Annotated in this window: 22 protein-coding genes and 2 tRNA genes; 6 read left to right on the top strand and 18 right to left on the bottom strand. The window is 59.3% G+C overall.

Features of this window, described 5'->3' with window-relative positions:
- Positions 1-107: 107 nt before the first annotated feature.
- The 6 genes from ACYZUA_RS15845 to ACYZUA_RS15820 form a co-directional block, all read right to left on the bottom strand.
- Positions 108-329 carry a helix-turn-helix transcriptional regulator gene (locus ACYZUA_RS15845; RefSeq protein WP_461959604.1) on the bottom strand — a complete coding sequence of 74 codons (222 nt, stop codon included), beginning with the start codon at positions 327-329 and terminating at the stop codon, positions 108-110.
- Positions 330-401: 72 nt separating this feature from the next.
- Positions 402-1,067: a hypothetical protein gene (locus ACYZUA_RS15840; protein ID WP_461959603.1), complete on the bottom strand. Its 666-nt coding sequence runs from the start codon at positions 1,065-1,067 to the stop codon at positions 402-404.
- On the bottom strand, positions 1,058-2,377 hold the full coding sequence (locus ACYZUA_RS15835) for a tyrosine-type recombinase/integrase (protein ID WP_461959602.1): 1,320 nt from the start codon (positions 2,375-2,377) through the stop codon (positions 1,058-1,060). Before ACYZUA_RS15835 ends, ACYZUA_RS15840 begins: the two co-directional genes overlap by 10 nt.
- 160 nt (positions 2,378-2,537) lie before the next feature.
- Positions 2,538-2,624, bottom strand: a tRNA-Leu gene (locus tag ACYZUA_RS15830).
- Positions 2,625-2,819: 195 nt separating this feature from the next.
- A tRNA-Cys gene (locus ACYZUA_RS15825) sits at positions 2,820-2,893 on the bottom strand.
- A 204-nt stretch (positions 2,894-3,097) separates the two neighbouring features.
- Positions 3,098-3,319, bottom strand: coding sequence for a DUF3079 domain-containing protein (locus ACYZUA_RS15820; protein WP_033055179.1), 222 nt, complete (start codon positions 3,317-3,319; stop codon positions 3,098-3,100).
- Positions 3,320-3,504: 185 nt separating this feature from the next.
- On the opposite strand from ACYZUA_RS15820, the gene ACYZUA_RS15815 reads away from it, so the two are divergent.
- The 4 genes from ACYZUA_RS15815 to ACYZUA_RS15800 are packed head-to-tail and all read left to right on the top strand — an operon-like array spanning position 3,505 to position 6,612.
- Positions 3,505-4,035, top strand: coding sequence for an iron transporter (locus tag ACYZUA_RS15815; protein ID WP_008153602.1), 531 nt, complete (start codon positions 3,505-3,507; stop codon positions 4,033-4,035).
- Positions 4,036-4,368 carry a cupredoxin domain-containing protein gene (locus tag ACYZUA_RS15810; RefSeq protein ID WP_461959601.1) on the top strand — a complete coding sequence of 111 codons (333 nt, stop codon included), beginning with the start codon at positions 4,036-4,038 and terminating at the stop codon, positions 4,366-4,368.
- Between the two features lie 22 nt (positions 4,369-4,390).
- Positions 4,391-5,245, top strand: coding sequence for an FTR1 family iron permease (locus ACYZUA_RS15805; protein ID WP_461959600.1), 855 nt, complete (start codon positions 4,391-4,393; stop codon positions 5,243-5,245).
- The gene (locus ACYZUA_RS15800; RefSeq protein WP_461959599.1) at positions 5,233-6,612 is read left to right on the top strand and encodes a 4Fe-4S binding protein; all 1,380 of its coding nucleotides are present in this window, start codon (positions 5,233-5,235) and stop codon (positions 6,610-6,612) included. The genes ACYZUA_RS15805 and ACYZUA_RS15800 overlap by 13 nt, the downstream gene beginning before the upstream one ends.
- 33 nt (positions 6,613-6,645) lie before the next feature.
- Here the strand turns inward: ACYZUA_RS15800 and ACYZUA_RS15795 are convergent, their stop codons facing one another.
- The 12 genes from ACYZUA_RS15795 to ACYZUA_RS15740 form a co-directional block, all read right to left on the bottom strand.
- Complete coding sequence (locus tag ACYZUA_RS15795) at positions 6,646-8,265, bottom strand: methyl-accepting chemotaxis protein (RefSeq protein WP_461959598.1); 1,620 nt, start codon at positions 8,263-8,265, stop codon at positions 6,646-6,648.
- A 93-nt stretch (positions 8,266-8,358) separates the two neighbouring features.
- Positions 8,359-9,054, bottom strand: coding sequence for an anaerobic ribonucleoside-triphosphate reductase activating protein (locus ACYZUA_RS15790; RefSeq protein WP_046052648.1), 696 nt, complete (start codon positions 9,052-9,054; stop codon positions 8,359-8,361).
- Positions 9,051-9,218 carry an anaerobic ribonucleoside-triphosphate reductase gene (nrdD, locus tag ACYZUA_RS15785; protein WP_008153595.1) on the bottom strand — a complete coding sequence of 56 codons (168 nt, stop codon included), beginning with the start codon at positions 9,216-9,218 and terminating at the stop codon, positions 9,051-9,053. The genes ACYZUA_RS15790 and nrdD overlap by 4 nt, the downstream gene beginning before the upstream one ends.
- Positions 9,219-9,250: 32 nt before the next feature.
- On the bottom strand, positions 9,251-11,266 hold the full coding sequence (locus ACYZUA_RS15780) for a ribonucleoside triphosphate reductase (RefSeq protein WP_461959597.1): 2,016 nt from the start codon (positions 11,264-11,266) through the stop codon (positions 9,251-9,253).
- Between the two features lie 392 nt (positions 11,267-11,658).
- On the bottom strand, positions 11,659-12,651 hold the full coding sequence (moaA, locus tag ACYZUA_RS15775; RefSeq protein ID WP_461959596.1) for a GTP 3',8-cyclase MoaA: 993 nt from the start codon (positions 12,649-12,651) through the stop codon (positions 11,659-11,661).
- A gap of 25 nt (positions 12,652-12,676) precedes the next feature.
- Positions 12,677-13,633: a peptidylprolyl isomerase gene (locus ACYZUA_RS15770; protein ID WP_461959595.1), complete on the bottom strand. Its 957-nt coding sequence runs from the start codon at positions 13,631-13,633 to the stop codon at positions 12,677-12,679.
- Between the two features lie 10 nt (positions 13,634-13,643).
- Complete coding sequence (gene narI / locus ACYZUA_RS15765; protein WP_461959594.1) at positions 13,644-14,324, bottom strand: respiratory nitrate reductase subunit gamma; 681 nt, start codon at positions 14,322-14,324, stop codon at positions 13,644-13,646.
- Positions 14,317-15,072, bottom strand: coding sequence for a nitrate reductase molybdenum cofactor assembly chaperone (gene narJ, locus ACYZUA_RS15760; protein WP_461959593.1), 756 nt, complete (start codon positions 15,070-15,072; stop codon positions 14,317-14,319). Before narJ ends, narI begins: the two co-directional genes overlap by 8 nt.
- A 2-nt stretch (positions 15,073-15,074) precedes the next feature.
- Entirely contained in the window at positions 15,075-16,613 is a 1,539-nt protein-coding gene (gene narH / locus ACYZUA_RS15755) for a nitrate reductase subunit beta (protein ID WP_461959592.1), read from the bottom strand.
- A gap of 1 nt (position 16,614) precedes the next feature.
- Entirely contained in the window at positions 16,615-20,388 is a 3,774-nt protein-coding gene (locus ACYZUA_RS15750) for a nitrate reductase subunit alpha (RefSeq protein WP_461959591.1), read from the bottom strand.
- 69 nt (positions 20,389-20,457) lie between these two features.
- Positions 20,458-21,855 carry a NarK family nitrate/nitrite MFS transporter gene (locus ACYZUA_RS15745; protein ID WP_461959590.1) on the bottom strand — a complete coding sequence of 466 codons (1,398 nt, stop codon included), beginning with the start codon at positions 21,853-21,855 and terminating at the stop codon, positions 20,458-20,460.
- Positions 21,833-23,137: an MFS transporter gene (locus ACYZUA_RS15740; protein WP_461959589.1), complete on the bottom strand. Its 1,305-nt coding sequence runs from the start codon at positions 23,135-23,137 to the stop codon at positions 21,833-21,835. Before ACYZUA_RS15740 ends, ACYZUA_RS15745 begins: the two co-directional genes overlap by 23 nt.
- A 304-nt stretch (positions 23,138-23,441) precedes the next feature.
- Between ACYZUA_RS15740 and ACYZUA_RS15735 the strand changes: the two genes are divergently transcribed.
- Positions 23,442-25,244, top strand: coding sequence for a HAMP domain-containing protein (locus ACYZUA_RS15735; RefSeq protein ID WP_461959588.1), 1,803 nt, complete (start codon positions 23,442-23,444; stop codon positions 25,242-25,244).
- Positions 25,241-25,888 carry a two-component system response regulator NarL gene (gene narL / locus ACYZUA_RS15730; protein WP_461959587.1) on the top strand — a complete coding sequence of 216 codons (648 nt, stop codon included), beginning with the start codon at positions 25,241-25,243 and terminating at the stop codon, positions 25,886-25,888. The genes ACYZUA_RS15735 and narL overlap by 4 nt, the downstream gene beginning before the upstream one ends.
- The last annotated feature ends 15 nt before the right edge of the window (positions 25,889-25,903 follow it).

Genomic DNA, 25,903 nt, shown 5'->3' with positions numbered 1-25,903 from the left:
CTGCTTGGCTTTGCGCCAGGACCAGTTAGAAGGAGACGGGAAGGAATCAACGCGCAGGGCGGCCATTACGCGAAACTTCCAGGAAGCTGTAAGCGTTGATGAATTGCTCATACTGCGTCTCTCGCTTCAATCTTGGTCCGTAACCAAGCCTCCACCTCAGCCAAGACGTAATAAGCCGCGGCTTGACGGCTTTCGTTGGCCTTAATCGGCTTCGGGAATGTCGGGTCTTTCTTGCGGAGCTTGTCTAGGCCAGAGCGGGACAGGTCCAGCCATTGACAGAGCGCTGGCTGACGGATAAGAGCTTTCGGGGGAATTGTTACTGGTTGCATTTGAGCGCCTCCGTATCGGTACGGAGCCATTTTTGTTGAACCCCCGATTGCTGTCGCAGTGCTCAAAAGAGATTAGTTAGAGGCTTTTTTTCCCCCTTTTTTTACACGTCTGATCAGTTTTTCGATTTCGACAATATCCTCTGGCACCTCGACCCCTGCGGCAACGAGAAGCTCTTGGGCGAGTTCTGCAGCTCTGCGTTTGGTCATCTTCGCTAAGGATGACTGCCGTAGCTTGTCTGCGGTATCAGCCAGCAAAGCATCTCGCTGAAACTTCGGCTTCACGCCACGAATAGTTGGAGCGGCCTCCAACTTTTGCTCGGTAATATCCAACACATCGGACACCATGGTGGCCTTCGCCTCAAGGTCAGAAAGCAAGCCACCGCTGAAAAAGCACCCATGGCTACGCCAGCTGGCCTCGTTGATGAGACCCTCGACGAAAGGAGAGAAATTGCTTAGCCGCTGTAGCGCTTCACAAAGACTCAGGTGCGCCTGCTGTATTTCGCGAATTTCTTCGTGGCGCGCGGGTCCTTTTTCCGTTTCGCGGGTGACCGCTCTGTAGGACCCAAGCCTTTGCTTTAACCATTCCTGAAGATCGCCGTCGTGATGTTCGGCCATGTCAGCGATAATTGCCTGCGCAGCATCAGACAGGCTTTCATCGACCAAATCACCTGTACCCCACTCGAGTTGATTGTCGAATACTGGAAGTGCCTTTGATCGCTTGCCCCTTTTTATTGCCATGCTTGTAGCCCCCTCTCCACGCTCACCACTTCGGTGTTCCGGTGTGCAAAATCATAGGGCGTGATGTGCTTTTCCCGGTTAGCGTCCAAGTACTCAGCCCACCACGTCATCATCAGCCGACGCTCTTCCAGGTGCTCAGCCTTGTGGATATAGGCCGCGCGCACGCCGTTGCGCTCTTGGTGGCTCATTTGCCGTTCAACCGCGTCACGCGACCATAGGCCGGACTCGACCAACGCGGAACAGGCCATAGTGCGAAAACCGTGCCCGCAAATCTCTATCTTGGTGTCGTACCCCATGCGGCGCAGTGACTTGTTTACGGTGTTCTCCGACATTGGCCGCCAGTGGCGGTGATCGCCTGGCAGCACCAGATCAAAACTCCCGCTAAGCCGGCGTATCTGCTCTAGTACTTCCAGCGTCTGGCGTGACAACGGGACAAGGTGCGGAGTCCCCATCTTGGCTCCTCGGTGCGACCTCTTGACACCCTCGATTGGTGCCCGTTCGCCGGGAATCGTCCACATGCTCCGGGTAAAGTCGAACTCCGACCAGCGAGCAAAACGCAGCTCACTAGAACGAATGAACACCAGTAAAGCGAGGCTTACAGCAAGACAGGTAAGCGGTCGTCCGGTGTCAGCCTTGCAGCGTTGCAACAACTCCGGCAACCGCTCAAGGGGCAAGGCCGGGCGGTGTTTGGTCTTGCGGGTGGCAGTCCCCCCCACCAGATCAAGCGCCGGGTTGTATTCGATGAATTCGCGCTGAACGGCGATTCGCATGATTCCGGCGATGCGCTGGCGCAGTCGCCCAACCACATCAAGCGCGCCGCGCTTCTCTACCGCCTTCAGACAGGCCAGCAGGTCGCGGGTTTTCAGGTCGGATACGGGGCGTTTGCCCAGCATGGGGAAAAGATCAACCTCAATCTCTTTCAGCACCCTGACCGCGTGATCCTTCGACCATTTGCCGGCCATGCTGGCGTGCCATTCCAGAGCCAACGCCTCAAAGGTGTTCCCCGCCTCATTGGCCGCCTCGATCTTTGCTTGCTTAGCGCTCTCGATGGGGTCTTGGCCATGCGCCAGCAACTCGAGTGCATCGGCTCGACGCGCGCGGGCTGCTTTCAGACCGAGAGCCGGGTAGTTGCCGAACGTTGCCAGACCAGGCTTACCGCTTGGCTTTTTATACTTGAAGCGCCAGACCTTGGTGCCGGTAGCCTTTACAAGCAAAAAAAGCCCTTGCCCGTCGAACAGGGTGTAGTCCTTTGCGCGGGGCTTGGCGGCCTCGCATTTGGGGTCGGTAAGGGGGGTTACGGTGCGCGCCATAGGTATACGCCTCGATATCGAACCGATATATACCTAAACGTATACCTAAATCGTGGAGCTGTACAGGAACACACGGGGATATTCAGACACAAAAAAACCGGCTATAAGGCCGGTTTCTCTAGGTTTCAGGTGTTTACGGGAACATCTGAAATCATACTATTGGTGCCCGAAGCCGGAATCGAACCGGCACGCCCTTACGAGCGGGGGATTTTAAGTCCCATGCGTCTACCAGTTTCGCCATTCGGGCGGTAGCGCGGTGAAGCAGTCTGAAGACTGTCAAATAACGATCTGGCAGTTCTGACGCCTGTGCAGCAGAGGGGGAAATATATACATCCCGCTCTGGTGAAGCAAGTTTGCGACTGACCTTTTCAAGACTAAATCTTGCAAGACAGCGCAAATAAAAAAGCTCCGTAAATCATAGATCTACGGAGCTCGTTTAAAGTGGAGGCCGAGGTCGGAATCGAACCGGCGTAGGTGGATTTGCAATCCACTGCATAACCATTTTGCTACTCGGCCTCAAACATCTGATGTCATGTAGCACAACATCAAACGCGTACAAACTTGGAATCAGATTCGCGATCTAACTCCTTGAAAACATTGAGCTTTTTCAGCGGTCAGTGCTTTCGATGGCGTGAATTATGTACTGATTTCCCGAGGCTGGCAACCCCTTGATTTCAAAAAAAATTCCGTCAGGTGGTTTCTATGTTTCCAGGGGGTTGCTCAGCCCTTCAGGCCGGGATCGTCCGTCACGTCTTCTACCGCGATCAACGGTTCGATGCCCCAGTCGCCATGCAGATACCAATCGTCTCCGATCATTTCGGCTGGATGCATTGTCCTGTCGGAGCCATTGCCGCACGCAAGGGAATTGGCTGGACAGTATCTGTCGCAGCCCCAGCAAATGCGCTCGGGGTGCTTGGGGCTGATGGGAAAATTCTTGGCCATGTCGATCCCCGGTTTGCCTCTAGGATGTGCCTCCAACCTACATCGCCTGCTCAAGAATGCCCTTGATACGGATCAAGGACTGAAATCGAATGCCTTAATCACTGCAAACTTGATAACAATCATTATTATTCGCAGGAAAGCTTCCTACACTCGGGCTCCTACTCGTTAGTGCCCAGGAAGACATCATGCGTACGACCTTTTCGCTGTCCCTCGCCCTGCTCTTGCTCACACCGTTGGCTCAGGCCAAGGAATACCCGATCGGGGAACCCCAGTTGTGTCCAGGGCTGGAAGTCGGGGCGGTGTATTTGCAGCCGATCGAGATGGCGCCTGCCGGAATGATGCGGGCCACTGCGGATTCCGATGTGCATCTGGAAGCCGACATCCGGGCCACGGCGGACAATCGACAGGGCTTTCAGGAAGGCAGCTTCGTGCCTTACCTCAATGTCTCGTTCAACCTGAAAAAACAGGGCAACGAGAACGAACTCAAAGGCGATTTCCACGCCATGGTCGCCAATGACGGCCCGCACTATGGCGACAATGTAAAGCTGCTTGGGCCAGGCAAATATCAGCTGACCTTCACCGTCCTGCCACCCGGCGGTCATGGGTCCCTTGGCCGCCATACCGATAAGGAAACCGGCGTGGCTCCCTGGTTTGAGCGCTGCGAATTGCACTACGAGTTCATCTACGCCGGCATCGGTAAAAAAGGCGGCTATTGAATGAAGCGCCTGCAGATTGCCTGGCTGATGCTTGCCGGAGCAGTTGCGCCATTGACGGCTTATGCCGAATTACCGAGCTATGAACTCAACCTGCGCGATGGTCACTTCACTCCCACCCTGCTGGAAGTTCCGGCCGGACAGCGCTTCAAAATCGTCCTGAAAAATATCGGTCAAGGGCCGGCCGAGTTCGAGAGCACGCCATTGCGGGTTGAAAAAGTGCTGTCGCCGGGCGTGACAACCTTTGTGGTCATTCACCCCCTCAGGCCCGGCCACTACCCCTTCTTCGACGAGTTCAATCCGCAACTGCCCGAGGGCGGCATCCTCGCGAAATAACCCGTTCAAACACGGAGTTTTCATGAATCAATCAATGTTCATTGTCTGGCGCGAAAGCGTCGAGGCGCTGCTGGTGATCGGAATTCTCCAGGCCTGGGTCAGCCAGCAGCATCAGAGGGATCGACTGGCGAAGTACTTGTGGGCAGGTGTGGTGCTGGGCTTGATGCTTTCGGGCCTGCTGGCGGTGTTGATTCTGTTTGCCGGTGAGGCCATGAGCGGCTCAGCCAGTGAATGGTTCCAGGCCGCACTCGCGCTGGTGGCTAGCCTGCTGATCGTGCAAATGGTTGGCTGGATGAACCGCCATGGGCGCACGCTCAAGCACGATTTACAACGACACGCCGATAGCCACCTGACCCGGCAAGGTGGCGCAGGTCTATTACTGCTGGCCATGCTCGCCGTCAGCCGCGAAGGCAGTGAAACGGTGGTCTTTCTCTATGGCGCCGGTGCCCAATTACGAGGTCCGCAACTCGGGTTGTTTGCCATCGGCGGTGCATTAGGACTGGTGTTGTCGGCGCTGACTATTACCCTGCTGCACAGCAGTCGCCGGTTCATTTCGTGGCAGCGATTCTTTGCCATCAGCGAAGCTGTTTTGCTGGTACTCGGCGCGGCGTTGCTGGTCAGCGGCGCCGAGCGAATCGGCGGTCAACTACTCGCCTTGGAGTTGCCGGAGGTGATGTACAGCCTCGTGGGTGATGCGCTTTGGGACAGCAGCGCATTGCTCAGCGACAGCCATGGACTGGGTGGTTTTCTCGCGGGCTTTGCCGGTTATCGGGCGACGCCCAGCGGCATGACGTTACTGGTGCTGGCCGGTTATTGGCTGGCCGTCGGCGGTTGGCTGCGTCAACGTGCTGCGGAAAAAGTCCCATGCCTGAGCTGAGTCGCCGCAATCGTTTACTCCAGCGACTGGGCGACGGCATGCGTCGACATGCGCCCGTGATTCGTGCCGTGCAGTGGGTCGTCGTGTTGTTCTACGCGTTGCTGTTGGTGATCCCGGCCGTGTTGCCGCTGCCGGACAGCCAGGCACGGATGTTCGATAACCTGACCCAGTTCGCGCAGTTTTTGTTCTGGGGCGTTTGGTGGCCGTTCGTGCTGCTGTCGATCGTGCTGTTCGGCCGACTCTGGTGTGGCGTTCTCTGTCCGGAAGGTTCACTCAGCGAATGGGCCAGCCATTACGGCAAAGGTTTGGGTGTGCCGCGCTGGTTGCGCTGGGGCGGCTGGCCGACCCTGGCGTTCTGCCTGACGACCCTCTACGGCCAGTTGATCAGCGTCTATGACTACGCTCAGGCGGCGTTGTTGATCCTGGGCGGTTCGACCGTCGCTGCGGTCGTCGTCGGATTGCTGTTCGCCCGGGGCAAGCGCGTCTGGTGCCGTTATCTGTGCCCGGTCAGCGGCGTCTTCGCCCTGCTCGCTCGCTTGGCGCCCGTGCATTTTCAGGTCGACGAACAACGCTGGATGGACAATGCCGCGCCGCGCCTGCCGCCGCCCAACTGCGCGCCCTTGCTCGATATCCGTCGTATGCAAGGCGCCAGTGACTGTCATGCCTGCGGACGTTGCAGCGGACAACGCGGCGCCGTTCAACTGATCGCCCGTTCCGGCAATCAGGAGATTCTTCACGCAACGGCGCAGACGCTTTCGCCGTGGGACGCGCGCCTATTGCTGTTCGGTGTGATCGGCCTGGCCATGGGCGCGTTTCAGTGGACGGTCAGCCCATGGTTCGTCGCCCTCAAACAAACCCTCGCCCAATGGCTGGTCGAGCACGACCAACTCTGGGCCCTGGAGGACAACGCGCCCTGGTGGCTGCTCACCCATTACCCGCAGCTAAACGACAGCTTCAGTTGGCTCGACGGTTTCAGCATCGTCGTTTATCTGAGTTTGAGTTCGATGGTGTTGGGCACGGCGTTGATGATCCTGCTGCGCCTGACGGCTCGACTGGCGCAAGATCCTGCACTGTATTGGCCCTTGGCGCTGACACTCACGCCCGTGGGTGGTGCGGGATTGTTTCTCGGGCTGTCAGCCACAACGGTGAAGTTGCTGCGCTATGAAGGGCTGTTGCTGGAATGGGTACAACCGGCCAGGGCCTGTCTGTTGTTGGCTGTGATGGGCTGGAGTCTGCTGCTGGGTTCGAAGCGGCTTGACCGCGAAGGCCTTTCCCTGGCGCGGCGCGGGTTGGGCAGCGCTTGCCTGTTACTCGCCATCGGCTTGGTAGGGTTCGGCTGGTGGTTGCAGTTCTGGGGCTGGTCCTGAGCGCCCTCATCCACAACCACCACCGCGAATTAGCTAGACTTTAAAACGCGCCACCGTTTGGTGCAGCGCCCCGGCCATCTGCGCCAAATCGTGACCCGCAGTGTGAGTATGTTGGGCCCCCAGCAAAACCTGCTCGGACAAGTTGCGAATCCCCATCAGATTGCGATCCACCTCTCGCGCCACCAACGCCTGTTCTTCCGTGGCACTGGCGATCATCATGTTGCGCTCGTTGATCTGCGAGATTGACCGGGTGATCTCATCCAATGCATCGCCCGACCGTTGCGCCACTTCAAGGGTGGCCCGCACCAGGTTGCTGCTGCTTTGCATGGCCGTCACCGCATGGCCGGTATCGAGACGAATGTTGCCGATCATCTGCTCGATCTCCTGGGTGGACTCTTGAGTGCGATGCGCCAGGGCGCGCACTTCATCGGCGACCACGGCAAAACCGCGTCCGGCATCCCCGGCACGGGCCGCTTCAATGGCCGCGTTGAGGGCCAGCAGATTGGTCTGCTCGGCGATGCTGCGAATCACGTCCAGCACCTTGCTGATGTCCTGCACCCGGCCCGCCAGTTGCTCGATGCGTTGTGAGGTGTCGGTAACGCCCTCGGCCAGTGCGCCGATTGAAACCACGGTTTCCTGAACCTGTTCACGCCCGCGCTGTGCGGTTTGCTCGGACTGCCGCGAGGCCTCGGAGGTGCTCACCGCATTGCGCGCCACTTCATCGACCGCTGCGGTCATCTGGTTCACAGCGGTGGCCGCCTGCTCGATCTCCAGCCCCTGCAATTGCAGGTTACTGCTGGTCTGGCTGCTGACCGCACTCAGCTCTTCGGAGGAACTGGCCACCTGGTCCACCGAAGTCGAGATGTGCTTGACCATGGCATTCAGACTTTGCTGCATCTGATGCATGTTCATCATCACGCTGCCGCCGACACTTGAGTTCACGGGCACCTGAATCGTCAGGTCGCCTTGAGCGATCTGACTCAAAAACCGTGCGGCATCATCCGGCTCGCCGCCCAATGGACGGGTCACACTGCGCGTGACGATCACCGCCGCGGCGATGACCAACGCCACACAGAACAAAAACAACCCGAGCATATTGCGCCGGGCATCGCTGTACAGTTCCTGCGCCGCCTGTTCCCGGTCGGCGAATATTTTCCCTTGCAGCACCATCAACTGATCCAGGCTGCTATAAACCTCACGCTCCGCCGGCACGACCTTTTGTTTCAGCTGTGCCATGGCGTCATCGAAGGCCCCTTGCCGGATCAACACCTGCACTTGAGTGAACGCCGCCACGTAGGCTTCACGATTCTTCTTCAGCGCGGCATAAGCGGTTTTGCCCTCGGGCAAATAGAACAACGGCTCGAGCGTTTCGAGCGCCTGAGTGATCCGTTTCTTGGTGGTGTCGATTGACTGCTGCACCTGCTGATTGTCTTTATCGATCAGTAGATCCCGGGTGTTCCTGGCGTTATCGCGCACGCCGGTGGCAATGACCATGATCGGATCAATCTTCGGCCAGTCCTGCTTGACGATCACCACCGCCTGATCCTTGAGGGTTGCCAAATCGTGCAACGCGTAAAACGCCATACCCATCAATGCCAACGGCGCGATTGCAAAGCCGATGACGATACGTTGTGCTGTGGTTAATTTGGCCATATCAAATGCTCCCCGTTTGATACCTGCCGATTGGCAGCGCATTTGAAAACCTAATGATGGATGTCCCTGTTAAACGTAAAACCTCAGCCTCGGTTACCCCCGTAACACGAAGGCTGGAAACAACTCGCGCATGGCCTCCCACAGCTCAGGTAGCAAGGCTTGTGCCGAAACACTCGGCAGCAGCGGATCGAACATCCGCTCGGTGCGGACCAGCTGCACGGCGAAGCGTTTGACGCCAAGTTCACTCAAGCGCTTGGCGAGGATCAGCAGACGTGCCGGCTCGAACAAATGCCAATGCACGGTGGTGCGACATTCGTAGTCGACACCGCTGGCCAGCAGATGCTCAAGGCTGCGCCAGTTGGCGGTTCCGCTGCCCTCGACCCGGGTGATCGCCTGGCAATCCTCGGGCAACGCCTTGACATCGAAACCGACCCAATCGGCCCCGGTCAGTGCCTTGGCGAACGCGGCGGGTTTGATGCCGGCGCTGTGCAAACCGATGCGAAATCCCATCGCCCGCACCTCATCCATGGCGCCGAGCAAACCGTCCTGCAAGGTCGGCTCTCCGCCGCTGAACACCACCGCATCGAGCAGGTCCTGACGCCGTTGCAGAAACGCCAACACCCGCCGCCAATCCACTTCGTCTGTGCCACGAGGCGGGATCAACTGCGGGTTATGGCAGTAACGACAACGCCAGGCGCAACCCTGGCAAAACAGCACGCAGGCGAGCTGTCCCGGATAGTCGATAGTGGTCAGGGGCACCATGCCCCCGACCCGCAGCGTTCGACTCATTGGCGCCCGGCCAATGCCGCGCCTTCAGTGAAGTGCACCCGCTCGCGGTGCTCCGACTGTTTACCCGGATTGAACGCCGACACAGGGCGGTGATAGCCCATTACCCGGGTCCAGACTTCGCAGCGTTGACGTTGAGCCTGGGGCAATGTTTGCGATGCAGTCATGGTGAAGCTCCTTGCAGTTGAGTGGATCGAAATCAATGAACGGTGCCGAGTTTCTGTTCTTGCAGCAGCAGTGCTTCGTCGCACTTGGGGCAGAACTCATGCTCGCCATCGAGGTAGCCGTGCACCGGGCAGATGGAGAACGTCGGGGTCACGGTCAGGTACGGCAGGCGGAATCGGCCAAGGGCTTTGCGCACCAGTTGTTTGCAGGCCTCGGTCGAAGAAATCCGCTCGGCCATGTACAGGTGCAAGACCGTGCCGCCGGTGTATTTGCATTGCAGCTCGTCTTGAAGTTCCAGGGCTTCGAAGGGGTCTTCGGTGTAGCCCACCGGCAGTTGCGAGGAGTTGGTGTAATACGGCGCTTGCACGCTGCCAGCCTGGAGAATATCGGGGTAGCGCTTGAGGTCTTCCTTGGCGAAGCGGTAGGTCGTGCCCTCGGCCGGCGTCGCTTCCAGGTTGTACATGTGGCCGGTTTCCTCCTGGAAACGCAGCAACGTGGCGCGCACATGATCGAGCATCTTCAGGGCAAACTGCCGGCCGTGCTCGGTATGCATGCCCTCCTCGTCGCCGGTGAAATTGCGCAGCATTTCATGCATGCCGTTGAGGCCGATGGTGGAAAAATGGTTTCGCAAGGTGCCGAGGTAGCGCTTGGTGTACGGGTACAAACCGGCATCCATGTGGTGCTGAATCACCTTGCGCTTGACCTCCAGGCTTTCCATCGCCAGTTCCATCAGCGTGTCCAGGCGCTGCAGCAAACCGCTGGTATCACCCTTGAACACATAGCCCAGCCGCGCGCAGTTGATGGTGACGACGCCGAGCGATCCGGTCTGCTCCGCCGAGCCGAACAAACCGCCGCCACGCTTGAGCAACTCGCGCACATCCAGCTGCAAACGGCAGCACATCGAGCGCACCTGATTGGGTTGCAGGTCCGAGTTGAGGAAGTTCTGGAAATACGGCAGGCCGTAACGCGCAGTCATCTCGAACAGGCGGTCGGCGTTTTCACTGTCCCATGGAAAGTCATGGGTGATGTTGTAGGTCGGGATCGGAAAGGTGAACACCCGCCCTTTCGCATCGCCGGCCTGCATCACCTCGATGTAAGCGCGGTTGAGCAGCTCCATTTCGACTTGCAGGTCGCCATAGGCAAACGGCATTTCCTCACCGCCAATGACGGGTATCTGCTCACGCAAATCCTGCGGGCACACCCAGTCGAAGGTCAGGTTGGTGAACGGCGTCTGGGTGCCCCAGCGCGAGGGCACGTTGAGGTTGTAGATGAACTCCTGGATCGCCTGGCGCACCTCCTGAAAGCTCAGTTGATCCTTGCGCACATAAGGCGCCAGGTAGGTATCGAACGAGCTGAACGCCTGGGCGCCGGCCCATTCGTTTTGCAGGGTGCCGAGGAAATTCACCATCTGCCCCAAGGCGCTGCTCAAGTGCTTCGGCGGACCGGCTTCGACACGCCCCGGCACGCCGTTGAGCCCTTCGTGCAGCAGGGTGCGCAACGACCAACCCGCGCAGTAACCGGCGAGCATGTCGAGGTCGTGCACATGCAAATCCGCCTCGCGATGAGTCTGGCCGATGGCCTCGCTGTACACCTCGTCCAGCCAGTAGTTGGCGGTGACCTTGCCAGACACGTTCAACACCAGGCCGCCCAGGGAATAACCCTGATTGGCGTTGGCCTGGACCCGCCAGTCTTCACGGTCAAGGTATTCGTTCATCGAGGTTGCGACTTCGACCATGGTCCGGCGGTCACGGCGCAAACGCCCGTGCTGTTCGCGGTAGACGATGTAGGCGCGCATGGCGAGGAAGAAACCGGCATCCATCAACGCCCGTTCAACACGGTCCTGGATTTGCTCGACATGGAGTCTTGGCAATCCTTCGAGCCTGGCCAATACCGCCTGAAGCAAGCCTTCAACCTCAACCTCGCCGTACTCCCCCGTCGCCTTGCCGGCAGCGATCAATGCCTGACGGATTTTGTCGGCATCGAAGGCGACCTGACTGCCATCGCGTTTGTGCAAGCGGTTACATCCTACTGCGATCAGCGTGCTCTGCATTTGGCCTCCAGACACTACATATAGACTTAATCAAACTTAAAACCACAACATGCAGTGAAGGCTACGGACAAAGTGCTGATCTGCAATTGATCGATATCAAGATTTACCGGTGAAAAAAAACCGCCCTGAGGCGGCAAAGGGAAACTGTTGGTAAGCCGGGGGTAAACGCTCTGGTCTGAAATCCACCCCTCACCCCAGCCCTCCCGAAACGTCGGACCGCCCCAGAGGGGAGAGGGGGAAAGGGAGCAGATCTTTATCGCTTCCAAAACTTGAGTTCAACCTAAAGGCCCAGGTCGCAGAGTTTCGTTCATGCATCTCAATCAGTCCCCTCGCCCCTCTGGGGAGAGGGTTAGGGTGAGGGGTGGATTTCGGATCAGCACACAGCCCCCGAATCAACCCCCACTCATGTTCATGAACCGCACAATCTGCACCTCCCCGTCGGGACTGAAATCATGCCGCAACGGCTTCCCACGCAAGGCCTTCTGCACCGCATCAATCACCGGTTGATCATCCAACGGATAACGCCTTAGCAATCCGCGTAAATCCAGAGCATCCTCCTGCCCCAGACACAACAACAGCTTCCCTTCAACCGTCATCCGCACCCGATTACAGCTGCCACAAAAGTTGTGGCTATTGGGCGAAATAAAACCGATCCGGGTCTCAGGATGGCGTTCCAGACGCACATAGCGCGCCGGTCCGCCGCTGTTCTCGGTGCTGTCGAGCAACCGATGCTGGCTGGCGATGAGCGTGCGCACTTCGTCGCTGGAACAGAACGATTCGCCCCGGGAACGACCGACGTCGCCCAAGGGCATTTCTTCGATGAAACTGATGTCGATGCGCTGGTCGATGGCGTATTGCACCAACGCCGGGACTTCATCGAAGTTGCGCCCTTTCATCACCACGCAGTTGAGTTTGATCCGTTCGAACCCCGCGTCCCGCGCCGCTTCAATGCCGTTGAGTACCTGATCGAGGTCGCCGTTACGGGTGATCGCCCGAAACTTCTGCCCATCCAGGCTATCGAGGCTGATGTTCATCCGCTTGACTCCGGCGTCGACCAACGGCCGGGCCAGACGGCCCAGTTGCGAGCCGTTGCTGGTCATCACCAGTTCGCGCAAACCGGGCAAGGCGGCGATGTTGCGGCACAGTTCGACAATGCCCGGACGGATCAGCGGCTCGCCGCCAGTCAGACGGATTTTGCGTACACCCAGGCCAACGAACAGCGTCGCCAAACGCTGCAACTCCTCCAGCGTGAGCACCTGCTGGCGTGGCAGGAACGTCATGTTTTTCGCCATGCAATACACACAGCGAAAATCACAGCGGTCCGTCACCGACATCCGCAGATAATCGATCTGCCGTCCAAAACCATCCTGCATCACAGCGTTCATCACTTCTCCCGGTTTGCCTCGATGCTCACTGCACCAGCGGTGAGTCGGCGCCCTGCAAGTGAATGCCGCGAATATCGGCTGCACCGATCAGGGTTTGCAGGTACTGCACCAGGGCTTTTTGCCAGACGCCTTGCTGCAACTGCGTGCGGATCGCCGTCGACACCACTTCATAGGGCAACGGCATGCCTTCGATTCGTTGATCGACGCTGACCACATGCCAGCCGTAGCGACTTTCCAGTGGTTTGCTGGCCAGGCCCGGTGCCAGGGTGAACAGCTGACGCTCCAGCTCGGGCACGGTCTGGCCCTTGCTGATCTGCCCCAGAGAACCACCCTGGGCCTTCGACGGGCAGGCTGAATATTTCACCGCCAGCTCGGCGAAACTGCCGGGGAATTCATCCAGTTGCTGCAGCAGGACTTCGGCCTGACCCTGCGCAAGCTCCCGGGCCTCGACATCGTCCGGCGCACATTCGAGCAGGATGTGCCGCACCGCCAGCAACGGGGCGCTGTGGAAGCGTCCGCGATTGTTTTCGTAGTAACGCAGACTCGATTCCTCGTCGCACTGCGGCACCTTCACCTCACGTTCGAGCAGCAAGCGCGTGGCCGCTTCTTCTTCGTTCTCACCGGCACCGATCTCCAGCGACACACCGAGTTCGGTGATGCGCTGCTGCAACAACTCGCGGATCACCAGCGCGCGGGCGGCCAGGTAGACCGCCTCCTCGCGGCTTTCGGCCGGGTGATATTGCAGCTCCTGGGCCATCGCCTCCGGGGTAATCGACACCTCGTTGACGCTGATGATCGGCCACTCCTGTTCGCTGCTGGCGATCAACTGCGCCGGGGCGTCCTCGGCCCCTGCGGGCTCAACCGGCAGCGCTTCAAACGCCGCTACGACCGGCGCGATGTCGAGAACGTCCTCGGATTTTTTTGAAGAACCGCAGCCACCGCTGCCGCCGTTACCACCACCACATCCACATCCACCTGACATGATTGTCTCCTCAGTACTTCTGACGAACGATTTGATAACGACGCCCCAGGTACCAGATCGGTGCGCTGATCATGTGTACGAGACGGGTGAAGGGGAACAGCACAAACAGGGTCAAACCGAGAAACACATGCAACTTGTAAATCAGACTGACCGGAGCGATGGCCGCCGCTGCTTCCACCGGACGCAACAGCACGGTGTTCTGCGCCCAATCGGCAAGCATCACCATCACCGAGCCGTCCATGTGTCCGGTGGACGCGGCGATGGTCAGCAGACCGAGCAGCAATTGCGCCAGCAGCACCAGCAGAATCAGGATGTCCGAAGGACTTGAGGTAGCCCGGACCCGAGGGTCGCTGAGCCGCCGGTTAACCAGCATCAGCAGGCCGATCAGGCACAGCAAGCCGAAGAACCCGCCCGAAACCATTGCCAACAACTGCTTGTTCTCAGTGCTGATCACGTGGTGATAAATCGACGCCGGGGTCAGCAGGCCGACGAAATGTCCGGCCAGCACGAACAGCACACCGACATGGAACAAATTGCTCGCCACGCGCATGCCGCGTTGGTTGAGCATCTGGCTCGAACCTGCTTTCCAGCTGTATTGCGACAGGTCGAAGCGGGCCCAACTTCCGATCAGGCAAATCGCCAGGGCGACGTAGGGATAGACCCCGAACAACAACAGGTTCCATTTAGACATTGCCTACCTCCTTGGCTGGCACGGCGGCCAACCCTTCATGCTGAAAATCCACCCAGTGCAACGGCACCGCGCTTTCTTCCCGAGCCTTGCCCGGTGCGCTTGGCAGTCCACTGCAACGGTCCTGCTGTTCGGCCTGGAGGAAGTCCACGGCCTCCTCTTCCCAGATCTTGTCGAGAGCTTCGAGGGAGTCGTCGCGGGGTTCCGCCGCGACCTGCGCCCGCAGGTCGGCGACCGCCTGATGCGGCTCGGCCCCGGCAATTTGCAGCAGCGCCCGGAAGCAGCTGGCATAGGCGCTTTCGCGCTCTTCCAGACGTGCGGCGAGCAAGGCCAGCAAGTGCGAAACATCCGCCAGGCCCTCGCGGGCCTCGATGTCTTCGCGGGTAGACAGGAACTCCAGATACAGCGGGATGTAATCGGGCAGCTCTTTGACGCCGATGGCAAAACCGGCTTCTTCGTATTGCGCCATCATGTCGACCATCGCCTGGCCACGGTCGCGGGATTCACCGTGCACATGCTCGAACAACAGCAGCGACAACGAGCGCCCCCGACCGAACAGCGCACCGTAGTGCTCCTGCCCGTCCATCAGGTCATTGCCGCAGATCAGCTCGAGCAATTCGAACAACGCACCGCGCTGTGTCGGGCTGATTTCCCGTGACTGGATGATCGCTTGCTCCAGTTCGTCGCGACCGCTAATGAGCGTCTCGGTCGGGTAATCGAGCAGCAGCGAAATCACTTTGAGAATTTGCATGCTCATTCCTCCCACAACTGGACGGTTTTCAGGATGTCGCGGCGGTTGGCTTTCTTGGCGCCGAACATGTTGGTGTCGGAACTGCCGCTGCACCCACTGCCGAAACTGAAGCCGCAACCGGAACGTTCGGCGAAGGCATCGCTCATGGCGTCTTCACGGTGGGCGCTAGGTACGACAAAGCGATCTTCGTAGTTGGCGATCGCCAGGTAGCGATACATCTCCTCGACCTGGGCCACGCTCAGGCCGACATCCGCCAGCACTTGCAGGTCCTGAACGCCATCAACTTGCTCGGAACGTTTGTAGGCGCGCATCGCCAGCAAGCGTTTAAGCGCACGCTTGACCGGTTTTTCATCGCCCGCCGTCAGCAGGTTGGCCAGGTACTTCAGTGGAATACGCAGGCTGTCGACATCCGGGATCACCCCGTTCATACCCACGGTGCCGGCAGTGGCGGCGTTCTGGATTGGCGACAGCGGCGGTACGTACCAAACCATCGGCAAGGTGCGATATTCCGGGTGCAGCGGCAGCGCGAGTTTCCAGTCCACGGCCATTTTGTAGACCGGCGAACGTTGCGCGGAATCGATCACCGATTGCGGCACCCCGTCTTCCAGAGCCTGACGAATCACGGCCGGGTCGTTCGGATCGAGGAAGATTTCCAGTTGTTTCTCGTACAGATCCTGCTCATTGGCGGTGCTCGCCACTTCGCTGATGCGGTCGGCGTCATACAGCAACACACCGAGGTAGCGGATGCGCCCGACGCAGGTTTCCGCGCAAACGGTCGGCATCCCGGCTTCGATACGCGGGTAGCAGAAAATGCATTTCTCGGACTTGCCGCTCTTCCAGTTGAAATAGATCTTCTTGTACGGGCAGCCGCTGATGCACATGCGCCAGCCACGGCATTTTTCCTGGTCAATCAGGACGATGCCGTCTTCTTCACGCTTGTAGATCGCCCCGCTCGGGCACGACGCGGCGCACGTCGGGTTGAGGCAGTGCTCGCACAGGCGCGGCAAATACATCATGAAAGTGTTTTCGTACTCGCCGTAAATGTCCGCCTGGATCTTGTCGAAGTTCTTGTCCTTGCGGCGCTTGGCGAATTCGGTGCCGAGGATTTCTTCCCAGTTCGGGCCCCACTCGATTTTCTCCATGCGCTTGCCGGAGATCAGCGAACGCGGGCGCGCGGTGGGTTGATGCTCGCCCAGCGGCGCGGTGTGCAGGTGCTGGTAATCGAAGTCGAACGGTTCGTAGTAGTCGTCGAGGCTCGGCAGGTCCGGGTTGGCGAAAATGTTCGCCAACACGCGGAATTTACCGCCGATGCGCGGGTTGATCGTGCCATTGGCATTGCGGATCCAGCCGCCCTTCCACTTGTCCTGGTTTTCCCATTCTTTCGGATAGCCGATCCCGGGTTTCGATTCGACGTTGTTGAACCAGGCGTATTCCATGCCTTCGCGGCTGGTCCAGACGTTTTTGCAGGTGATCGAACAGGTGTGGCAACCGATGCATTTGTCCAGGTTCAGAACCATGCCGATTTGTGAGCGAATCTTCATCTCAGTTCTCCTCGATATCGGTCGGCAGTGGACGCGGCAGGTCATCGCCACTTGAACCATCGAGCCAGTCGACTTTGGACATTTTGCGCACCACGACGAATTCATCGCGGTTGCAACCGACCGTGCCGTAATAATTGAAACCGTAGGCCTGCTGGGCATAGCCGCCGATCATGTGGGTCGGCTTGAGTACGACGCGGGTGACCGAGTTGTGGTGGCCGCCACGGGTCTTGGTGGTTTCCGAACCGGGCACGTTCACGATCCGTTCCTGGGCGTGGTACATCATCACCATGCCGTCCTTGACCCGTTGGCTGACCACCGCACGGGCGGTCAATGCACCGTTGATGTTGAAGCACTCGATCCAGTCGTTGTCCTCGATGCCGGCGCTTTTCGCGTCGTTCTCCGAGAGCCAGACAATTGGCCCGCCACGGCTGAGGGTGAGCATCAGCAGGTTGTCGCTGTAGGTGCTGTGGATGCCCCATTTCTGGTGCGGAGTGATCCAGTTCAGGACGATTTCCTTGTGGCCGTTGCTGCGCTTGCCTTTCACCCCTTCGATGGTGCGGGTGTTGACCGGCGGCCGATAACTCATCAGTTGCTCGCCGAACGCCTGCATCCAAGGGTGATCCTGGTAGAACTGTTGGCGACCGGTGATGGTGCGCCATGGGATCCCTTCGTGAACGTTGGTGTAGCCGGCGTTGTAGCTGACGTGATCGTCTTCGAGCCCCGACCAGGTCGGGCTGGAAATGATCTTGCGCGGCTGTGCCTGAATGTCGCGGAAACGGATGGCCTCGTGGGCCTTGGACAGCGCCAGGTGGCTGTGGTCGATCCCGGTGAATTCCGACAGCGCAGCCCAGGCCTTGACCGCCACCTGACCATTGGTTTCCGGTGCCAGGGACAGAATCACTTCTGCGGCATCGATGGCAGTGTCGATTTTCGGCCGACCCTCGCTGATACCGGCATCGCCTTCTTTGTGATTGAGCTCACCGAGGAATTTCACTTCGTCTTCGGTGTTCCAGTTGATGCCTTTGCCACCGTTGCCGTGTTTCTCCAGCAATGGCCCGAGGGACGAGAACTGCTTGTAGATATTTGGGTAGTCACGCTCCACCACATGCAGATTCGGCGCGTTCTTGCCCGGCTCCGGGGCCACGCCGGCGCTTTTCCAGTCGGTGCCGCCAAACGGTTGGGCCAGCTCGCCGACGCTGTCGTGCATCAGTGGGATGGTCACCAGGTCCTTTTCAACGCCCAAATGCCCTTCGGACATGCTGGAAAACGCCTTGGCGATGCCTTTGTAGATTTCCCAGTCGGAACGCGATTCCCACGCCGGGTCGATGGCGGCCGACAACGGGTGAATGAACGGGTGCATGTCCGAGGTGTTCATGTCGTCTTTTTCGTACCAGGTTGCCGTCGGCAACACGATGTCGGAATAGACGCAGGTCGAGGACATGCGGAAGTCCAGCGTGGTGACCAGGTCGAGCTTGCCGATGGCGCCCTCGTCCACCCATTCGGCTTCTTCAGGTTTGCAATCGCCGACCTGGCCGATGTCTTCGTTCATCACCCCGTTTTTGGTGCCCAGCAGGTACTTGAGCATGTACTCGTGGCCCTTGCCCGAGGAGCCCAGCAGGTTGGAACGCCAGATGAACATGTTGCGCGGGAAGTTGACCGGGCTGTCCGGCTGTTCGCAGGAGAAGCGCAGCGAACCGTCCTGCAATGACTTGACCACGTAGTCTTTCGGGTCCATGCCGGCCGCAGCCGCGTCGCGGCAAATGTGCAGCGGGTTAGTGTTGAGCTGCGGTGCGCTGGGCAACCAGCCGGCACGTTCGGCGCGGATGTTGTAGTCCAGGGCATGCTCAGGGAATTGCGATTTATCGGCCAGCGGCGAGAGCACATCGTGCATGCTCATTTTCTCGTGACGCCACTGCGAACTGTGGGCGTAGAAGAAACTGGTGCCGTTCATTTGGCGAGGCGGACGGTTCCAGTCCAGGCCGAACGCCAGGGGCAGCCAGCCGCATTGCGGACGGAGTTTTTCCTGACCGACGTAATGCGCCCAACCGCCACCGGTCTGGCCGACACACCCGCAGAGCATGAGCATGTTGATCAGCCCGCGGTAGTTCATGTCCATGTGGTACCAGTGGTTCATCGCCGCGCCGACGATGATCATCGAGCGACCCTTGGTCTTGTCGGCGTTGTCGGCGAACTCACGGGCAATCTGGATGGCTTTCTCGCGGCTGACGCCGGTGATCTGCTCCTGCCACGCCGGGGTGCCGGGCACCGAGGCGTCGTCGTAATCCTTGGCCACATTTTCGCCGCCGAGGCCGCGATTGATCGCCAGGTTGGCGGCCGACAGGTCGAACACGGTGGCGACTTTGGCCACGCTGCCGTCCGCCAGCACCACGTTATGCACCGGCACGCGGCGGTATTGCACGGCATCGCCGGCCACGTGCTGGAAGTGCTCGTGGGACTCGCCGGCAAAATACGGGAACGCCACTTCGGCAACGTCATCGCCGATCAGGCTCAGCTTCAGATCGATCTCACGGCCTTCGCCACCTTCACGAGGCAGAATGTTCCACTTGCCCTTCTCGCCCCAGCGATAACCGATGGAACCCTGCGGGGACACCAGTTCACCGCTGACATCCAGGGCGATGGTTTTCCATTCCGGGTTGTTTTCCTGGCCGAGGTTGTCGGTCAGGTCACTGGCGCGCAGGAAGCGGTCCGGCTGGTAACCGGCGCCCGGTGCCTTGTCGACCATTTGCTTGAGCAGCACCAGCACTGGCAAATCGGTGAATCGCTTGGCGTAGTCGGTGAAATAGGCGCTCGGTTTGTCCAGGTGGAATTCTTTGAAGATTACGTGGTTGAACGCCTGGGCCAGCGCCGCATCGGTGCCTTGTTTAGGGTTCAGCCACAGGTCGGTGAGCTTGGCGACTTCCGAGTAATCCGGGGTGATCGCAACCGTCTTGGTGCCCTTGTAACGGACTTCGGTGAAGAAGTGTGCGTCGGGGGTGCGGGTCTGCGGGACGTTGGAGCCCCAGGCAATGATGTAGTTGGAGTTGTACCAGTCGGCCGATTCCGGCACGTCGGTCTGCTCGCCCCAAACCATCGGCGAGGCCGGTGGCAAGTCGCAGTACCAGTCGTAGAAACTCAGGCACGCACCGCCGATCAGCGACAGGTAACGCGAACCTGCGGCATAGCTGACCATCGACATCGCCGGGATCGGCGAGAACCCGACGATCCGATCAGGGCCGTATTGCTTGATGGTATAGACGTTGGCGGCAGCGATGATCTCGTTGACTTCCTCCCAGTTGGAGCGAATGAAGCCACCCATGCCGCGCTTGCTTTTATAGGAGTCGGCCTTGGCCTTGTCCTCGACGATGCTGGCCCAGGCTTCCACCGGCGCCATGGTCTGCCGCGCATCGCGCCAGAGTTTGAGCAACGGCTTGCGGATTTTCGGGTACTTGAGCCGGTTGGCGCTGTAGATGTACCAGCTGTAACTGGCACCACGCGGGCAGCCACGGGGCTCATGGTTCGGCAGATCGTTACGGGTGCGCGGGTAGTCGGTCTGCTGGGTTTCCCAGGTGATCAGGCCGTTCTTGACGTAGATCTTCCACGAGCAGGAACCGGTGCAGTTCACCCCGTGGGTGGAACGCACGATCTTGTCGTACTGCCAGCGTGAACGGTAGACGTTCTCCCAGTCGCGAGACTCTTTGCGGGTCTCGCCATGACCGTCGGAAAACTCGTTTTGCTTGCGATTGAAAAACTTCAGTTGATCCAGTAAATGACTCACGGTGTAGTCCTCTCAGGCTTGCTGCGGGGTTCTGTGCCCCGCCCACGCAATGGTTGGATTCGGGTCGTCTTAGCAGGGAGTCGCTGCGCCTTTGCGCGCGTACCACCACCAGGTCACCACGATGCAGCTCAGGTAAAAGCCGACGAACATGTAGAAGGCCATCTCCGGGCCGCCGGTCTGGGCCATCGAAGTGCCGAAGGATTTGGGAATGAAGAACGCACCGAAGGCGCCCATGGCCGAACTGAAGCCCAGGACCGCGGCTGACTCCTTGCCAGCGTTCTTTAGCGCTTGTTCGCGGATGGCCGGCGATTGCCCGGCCGAGGCTTTTTCATGCTGGGTGCGGAAGATCACCGGGATCATGCGGAAGGTGGAGCCGTTGCCGATGCCAGTGGTAATGAACAGCAGCATGAACATGCCCAGATAGCCGTAGAAGTTGCCGGGCTCACCGTTCTGCGGCAGGAAGTGCATGACGCCGAAGACCATCACGATCATCGCCACGAAGTTCCACAAGGTCACTTTCGCGCCGCCGAGCTTGTCCGCCAGCCAGCCGCCCAATGGGCGTACCAGCGCACCGACCAACGGGCCGAGGAAGGCGAATTTCAACGCGATGACATCAGGGAACGAGGTTTTGATCAGCAGCGGAAACGCGGCGGAGAAACCGATGAACGAACCGAAGGTCGCCAGGTACAACCAGCACATCAGCCAGTTGTGTTTGCGTTTGAAGATCACCGCCTGCTCGCTGAACGAAGCGCGGGCACTGGACAGGTCATTCATGCCGAACCAGGCCAGCACCGTCACCAGGACAATGAATGGCACCCAGATGAAACCGGCGTTCTGCAACCACAACTGACCGCCGTCCGGCAACGCTTGCGGCGAGCCGCCCATGAAACCGAACACACCGAAGGTAATCACCAGCGGCACACAGAACTGCATCACCGAGACGCCCAGGTTACCCAGCCCGGCGTTGAGGCCAAGGGCCGTGCCCTGCTGCGACTTGGGATAGAAGAAGCTGATGTTGGACATGCTCGATGCAAAGTTGCCGCCACCAAAACCGCAGAGCAAGGCAATCAACACGAACACGCTGTAGGAGGTGCTCGGGTCCTGCACGGCGAAACCCATCCAGATCGAGGGCAACAACAGCGACGCGGTGCTCAGGGCGGTCCAGCGACGGCCACCGAAGATCGGCACCATGAAGGAATAGAAGACGCGCAAGGTCGCCCCGGACAGCCCCGGCAATGCCGCCAGCCAGAACAATTGGTCGGTGGTGAAGGTGAAACCGATGGCGTTCAAACGCACGATCACCGTGCTCCAGACCATCCACACCGCAAAGGCCAGCAGCAGCGCAGGAATGGAAATCCACAAGTTGCGCGTGGCGGTCTGTTTGCCGCTACTTCCCCAGAATGCTGGGTCCTCGGGGCGCCAGTCATGAATGACCGGGCCTTTGTCAGGCTTTTGCAGAACGGACATGTTCTTCTCCTAGGGCAATGCTGGAAATCGGGGACGGGGTCAGCAGCGGCGCTTTACCCAGCACCGGGCTTTTGCGTATTTCGCTGAAGTACATCCAGGTGAGGGAGACCCAGACCACGCCGTACATCAACATGAAGCAGGAAGAGCGCACGCCGGTGAGGTCCACCAGGGCGCCGAACAGAATTGGCAACACGAAACCGCCCAGGCCACCGGCGAGGCCGACGATGCCGGACACCGCACCCATGTTTTTCGGGTAGTCGTTGGCGATGTATTTGAAGACAGAGGCCTTGCCGAACGCGAAGGCGATGCCCATGACGAACAGCAGCACGGTGAACAGCGCGGGATTGAGGCCGATGTGGAAATCCACCGGGCCGTTGATCGTTTGCACTTGCAGTTGGGTTTGGGGATACGAGAGCAGGAACAGGCAGATCCAACTGACCCACAACACCCACCAGGTCACGCTTTGCGCCCCCCAGCGATCCGACATCCAGCCGCCGACCGCACGCAGCACGCCACCGGGCAGGGAAAAGCAGGCCGCCAGCAGCGCCGCGCTTTGCAGGCTGAAACCGTATTCCTGCACGTAGTACTTGGTCATCCACAGTGCGAGGGCGACATAACCACCGAAGACGATCGAGTAGTACTGGCAGTAGCGCCACACCGCCGGGTCCTTCAGCGAGCTCAATTGCTCACGCAACGTGGCGCCGGTGGCACTGCGGTGGTCCTTGTTTTCGGCGCTGAAAAACCAGAACAACAGCGCGGTAATAAAGAGGATCGCGCTGAAGACTTTCGGCACCAACTGCCAGCTACCGGCAGCGATCAGCGCCGGGGCGAGAAACTTGGTCACCGCGGCCCCGGCGTTACCGGCGCCGAAGATGCCCATCGCGAAGCCCTGATTCTCTTTGTCGAACCATTTGGCGACGTAGGCAATCCCGACTGAAAACGAGCCGCCGGCCAGGCCGACGAACAAGCCCAGCACCAGGAACTGCCAGTAGGCGGTGGCGTGACTGATCAGGTACAGCGGCGCCACGCAGGCCAGCATCAACAGGAAAAACACGCTGCGCCCGCCAAAGCGGTCGGTCAGCAGGCCCAGCGGCAACCGCACCAGCGAGCCGGTCAGCACCGGGGTCGCGGCCAGCAGGCCGAACTGGGTTTCGTTGAGCTGGAGAAGGTCCTTGATCGGTACACCGAGCACGGCAAACATCATCCAGACCATGAAACAGACAGTGAAGGCCAGCGTGCTCATGCCCAGCACCAAGCCTTGTCGTACACGCGGTGGGTTCACAAATGCTCTCCAGTCAATTAGCCATGGCGGCAGACTAGAGAGGGCAACCCCGCAAAAACTTGATCCATGTCAACGAAGCCCTAGGGGGCATAGGCCTATGCTTGTGCGGTCTACCTCTAAGGAGGTAGTACAGGAAAACCCTGAAACCATTGGTTTATCAGCGTCTTAAGGTTTTCTTCCACGGTTTTTGCTGACAAGGATCAGTCGACAACTCTTTAGAGGTAGCGCGCCCGGGATCGGCGGCAAAACCCATCCTGGAGCTGCACATGCACGGTTTACCTGATTTTTTCCCGGACCTGCGCTGATGATCCGCTGGTTGCGCAGTTCCCTGCCCGCTCGCGCCGGGCTGGCGGTGATCCTGATCGCCGTGCTCGCCCTCGCCAGTTCGTTGAGCGCCGGACTGATCGCCTGGTTCAGCCAGGGCGATGCGGCCGCCATCAACACCGCAGGCTCGGTGCGCATGGAGACTTACCACCTGAGCTGGAAACTGGCCGCGGGTGCAACCGGCGAAGAAATCATCGCCATCAGCGACAGCCTGCAAACCCGCCTCAACAGCCAGTCACTCAAGGCAGTGCTGGAAGATGGCCCGACCGCCGCGCTGCAAACCAGCTACGGGCAAATTCAGCAACACTGGAACGAGGATTTGCGCCCGGCGCTGGAGCGAGGCGATGCCGCCTATTTTCAGGTCCAGGCCCTGCCCTTCGTTGAACAACTGAACCAGTTCGTCAATCTGTTGCAGCGCCAAAGCGAACAGAAGCAAGGCTGGCAACAGGTGATCCAGGGCCTGGCCTTGTTCACTACCCTGTTCGTCCTGCTGATTGGACTCTACGAATTGCAGTACGGGGTCGTCATGCCCTTGAAAGAGTTGGTGGACGCGACCCAGCGCTTCCGTCGCGGCGATTTCAAGGTGCGGGTCAATCATCAGTCCCAGGACGAACTGGGCCAGTTGGCCATGAGCTTCAACGCCATGGCCGAGACGATCGAAGACTCGCATCGCACCCTTGAGAGTCAGGTCCAGCAAAAAACCCTGAACCTGCAACAAGCCAATGCCGCCCTCGAGTTGCTGTACCAAAGCAGTCGAAGCCTGGCCACACGCCTGGCCAATGCCGAAGGTCTGGATGAGTTGATTCGACGCTTCCAGCAACGCCTGCCCGGCTTGCGCCTGTCGCTGTGTCTGCAAGGACAAATGCAGGCACCGGCCCAGCAGTTGCTCGCCCTCCACGGCGCGAACATCCGCGAAGTCTGCGCCAGCAGCGATTGCGCCACGTGCCAGAAGCACCATAAAGCCAGTCCACAAACGTTCAGCATCAGCAACCAGGGCAGTGAACTGGGTGAACTCAAGGCGCATTTTGTCGACGGACATCCAACCCAAGCCTGGGAAACCCAACTGATCCAGGCCCTGGCCAACCTGATTGGCACCTCGCTCTCGCTCAAGCGTCAACGGGAACAGGATCATCGCCTGCTGTTGCTCGACGAACGCACGATCATCGCCCGCGAGCTGCACGACTCACTGGCCCAGGCCCTGTCCTACATGAAGCTGCAAGTCAGCCGCCTGCAGACCCTGATGCGTCGTGGCGAACCGGTCGAAACCCTGGAAAACGTCACCGCCGAACTGCGCGAAGGACTGAACAATGCCTACCGCCAATTACGCGAGTTGCTGACCACCTTTCGCTTGCAGATTCACGATGCGGGGCTGGTGCAGGAACTCAAGGACACCGCCGAGGAGTTCTCCCGCCGCGGCGAATTTCAGGTGCACCTGCATGTCGACGCGCTGGCCTTTCAGTTATCAGCCAGCGAGCAAATCCACATCTTGCAGATCACCCGCGAGGCGCTCTCCAACTGCCTGCGTCACGCCCACGCGCAAAACGCCTGGCTGCAACTGCGTCAGGACGGTGAAACCGTGAGGCTCATCGTAGAAGACGACGGACGCGGCTTCAGCGGCAACGTCGACCAACGCGAACACCACGGCCTGAAAATCATGGATGAGCGGGCCCGCAGCTTGCGCGGTCAACTCGAAATAGTCTCCAGGGAGCCGCAAGGCACCCGCGTCCAACTGGAATTCCAACCGGAGTTCCTCGGGCAGCAAACTGAAGGTAGCGTCACATGAACCCCTCCCTGCAACACACCATCCTGCTGGTCGACGACCATCCGATGATGCGTCACGGCATCCGCCAGATGCTCGAACTCGAAGATGATTTCCTGATCGTCGGTGAAGCCAACAACGGTGAAGAAGCACTCAGTCTGATCGAACCATTGAAACCGGATCTGGTGTTGCTTGATAACAACATGCCGCTAATGAATGGCATTGAAACCCTGCGCCAATTACGGGCGATGCACTACACCGGCAAAGTGCTGCTGTTTACGGTCTCGGATGCCGAAGACGATATTCGCGACGCGTTGCGTCTGGATGCAGACGGCTACCTGCTCAAGGACATGGAGCCCGAACTATTGATTCAGTACATCCGCAATGCCTTGAACGGCGAATTGGTGATCAGCCCGGGGCTGACCCAGGTCATGGCCCAGGCACTGCGCTCACCGCAGCGCCAGACCGTGGTGGAACTGACCGAGCGTGAACGTCAGGTGCTGAAAACCATCGCCAGCGGCTTCAGCAACAAAGTCATCGGGCACAAGCTCGGCATCACCGAAGGGACGGTCAAGGTTCACGTGAAAAACCTGCTGCACAAACTCGGCTTGCGCTCGCGGGTCGAGGCGGCGGTATGGGCCATGGAGCATCTGCGCAATGCGAGCTGAGGCGCATGCCTCTTT

Source organism: Pseudomonas sp. LS2P72 (genome assembly GCF_054897865.1).
This window is presented reverse-complemented; position numbering and strand designations above follow the sequence as displayed.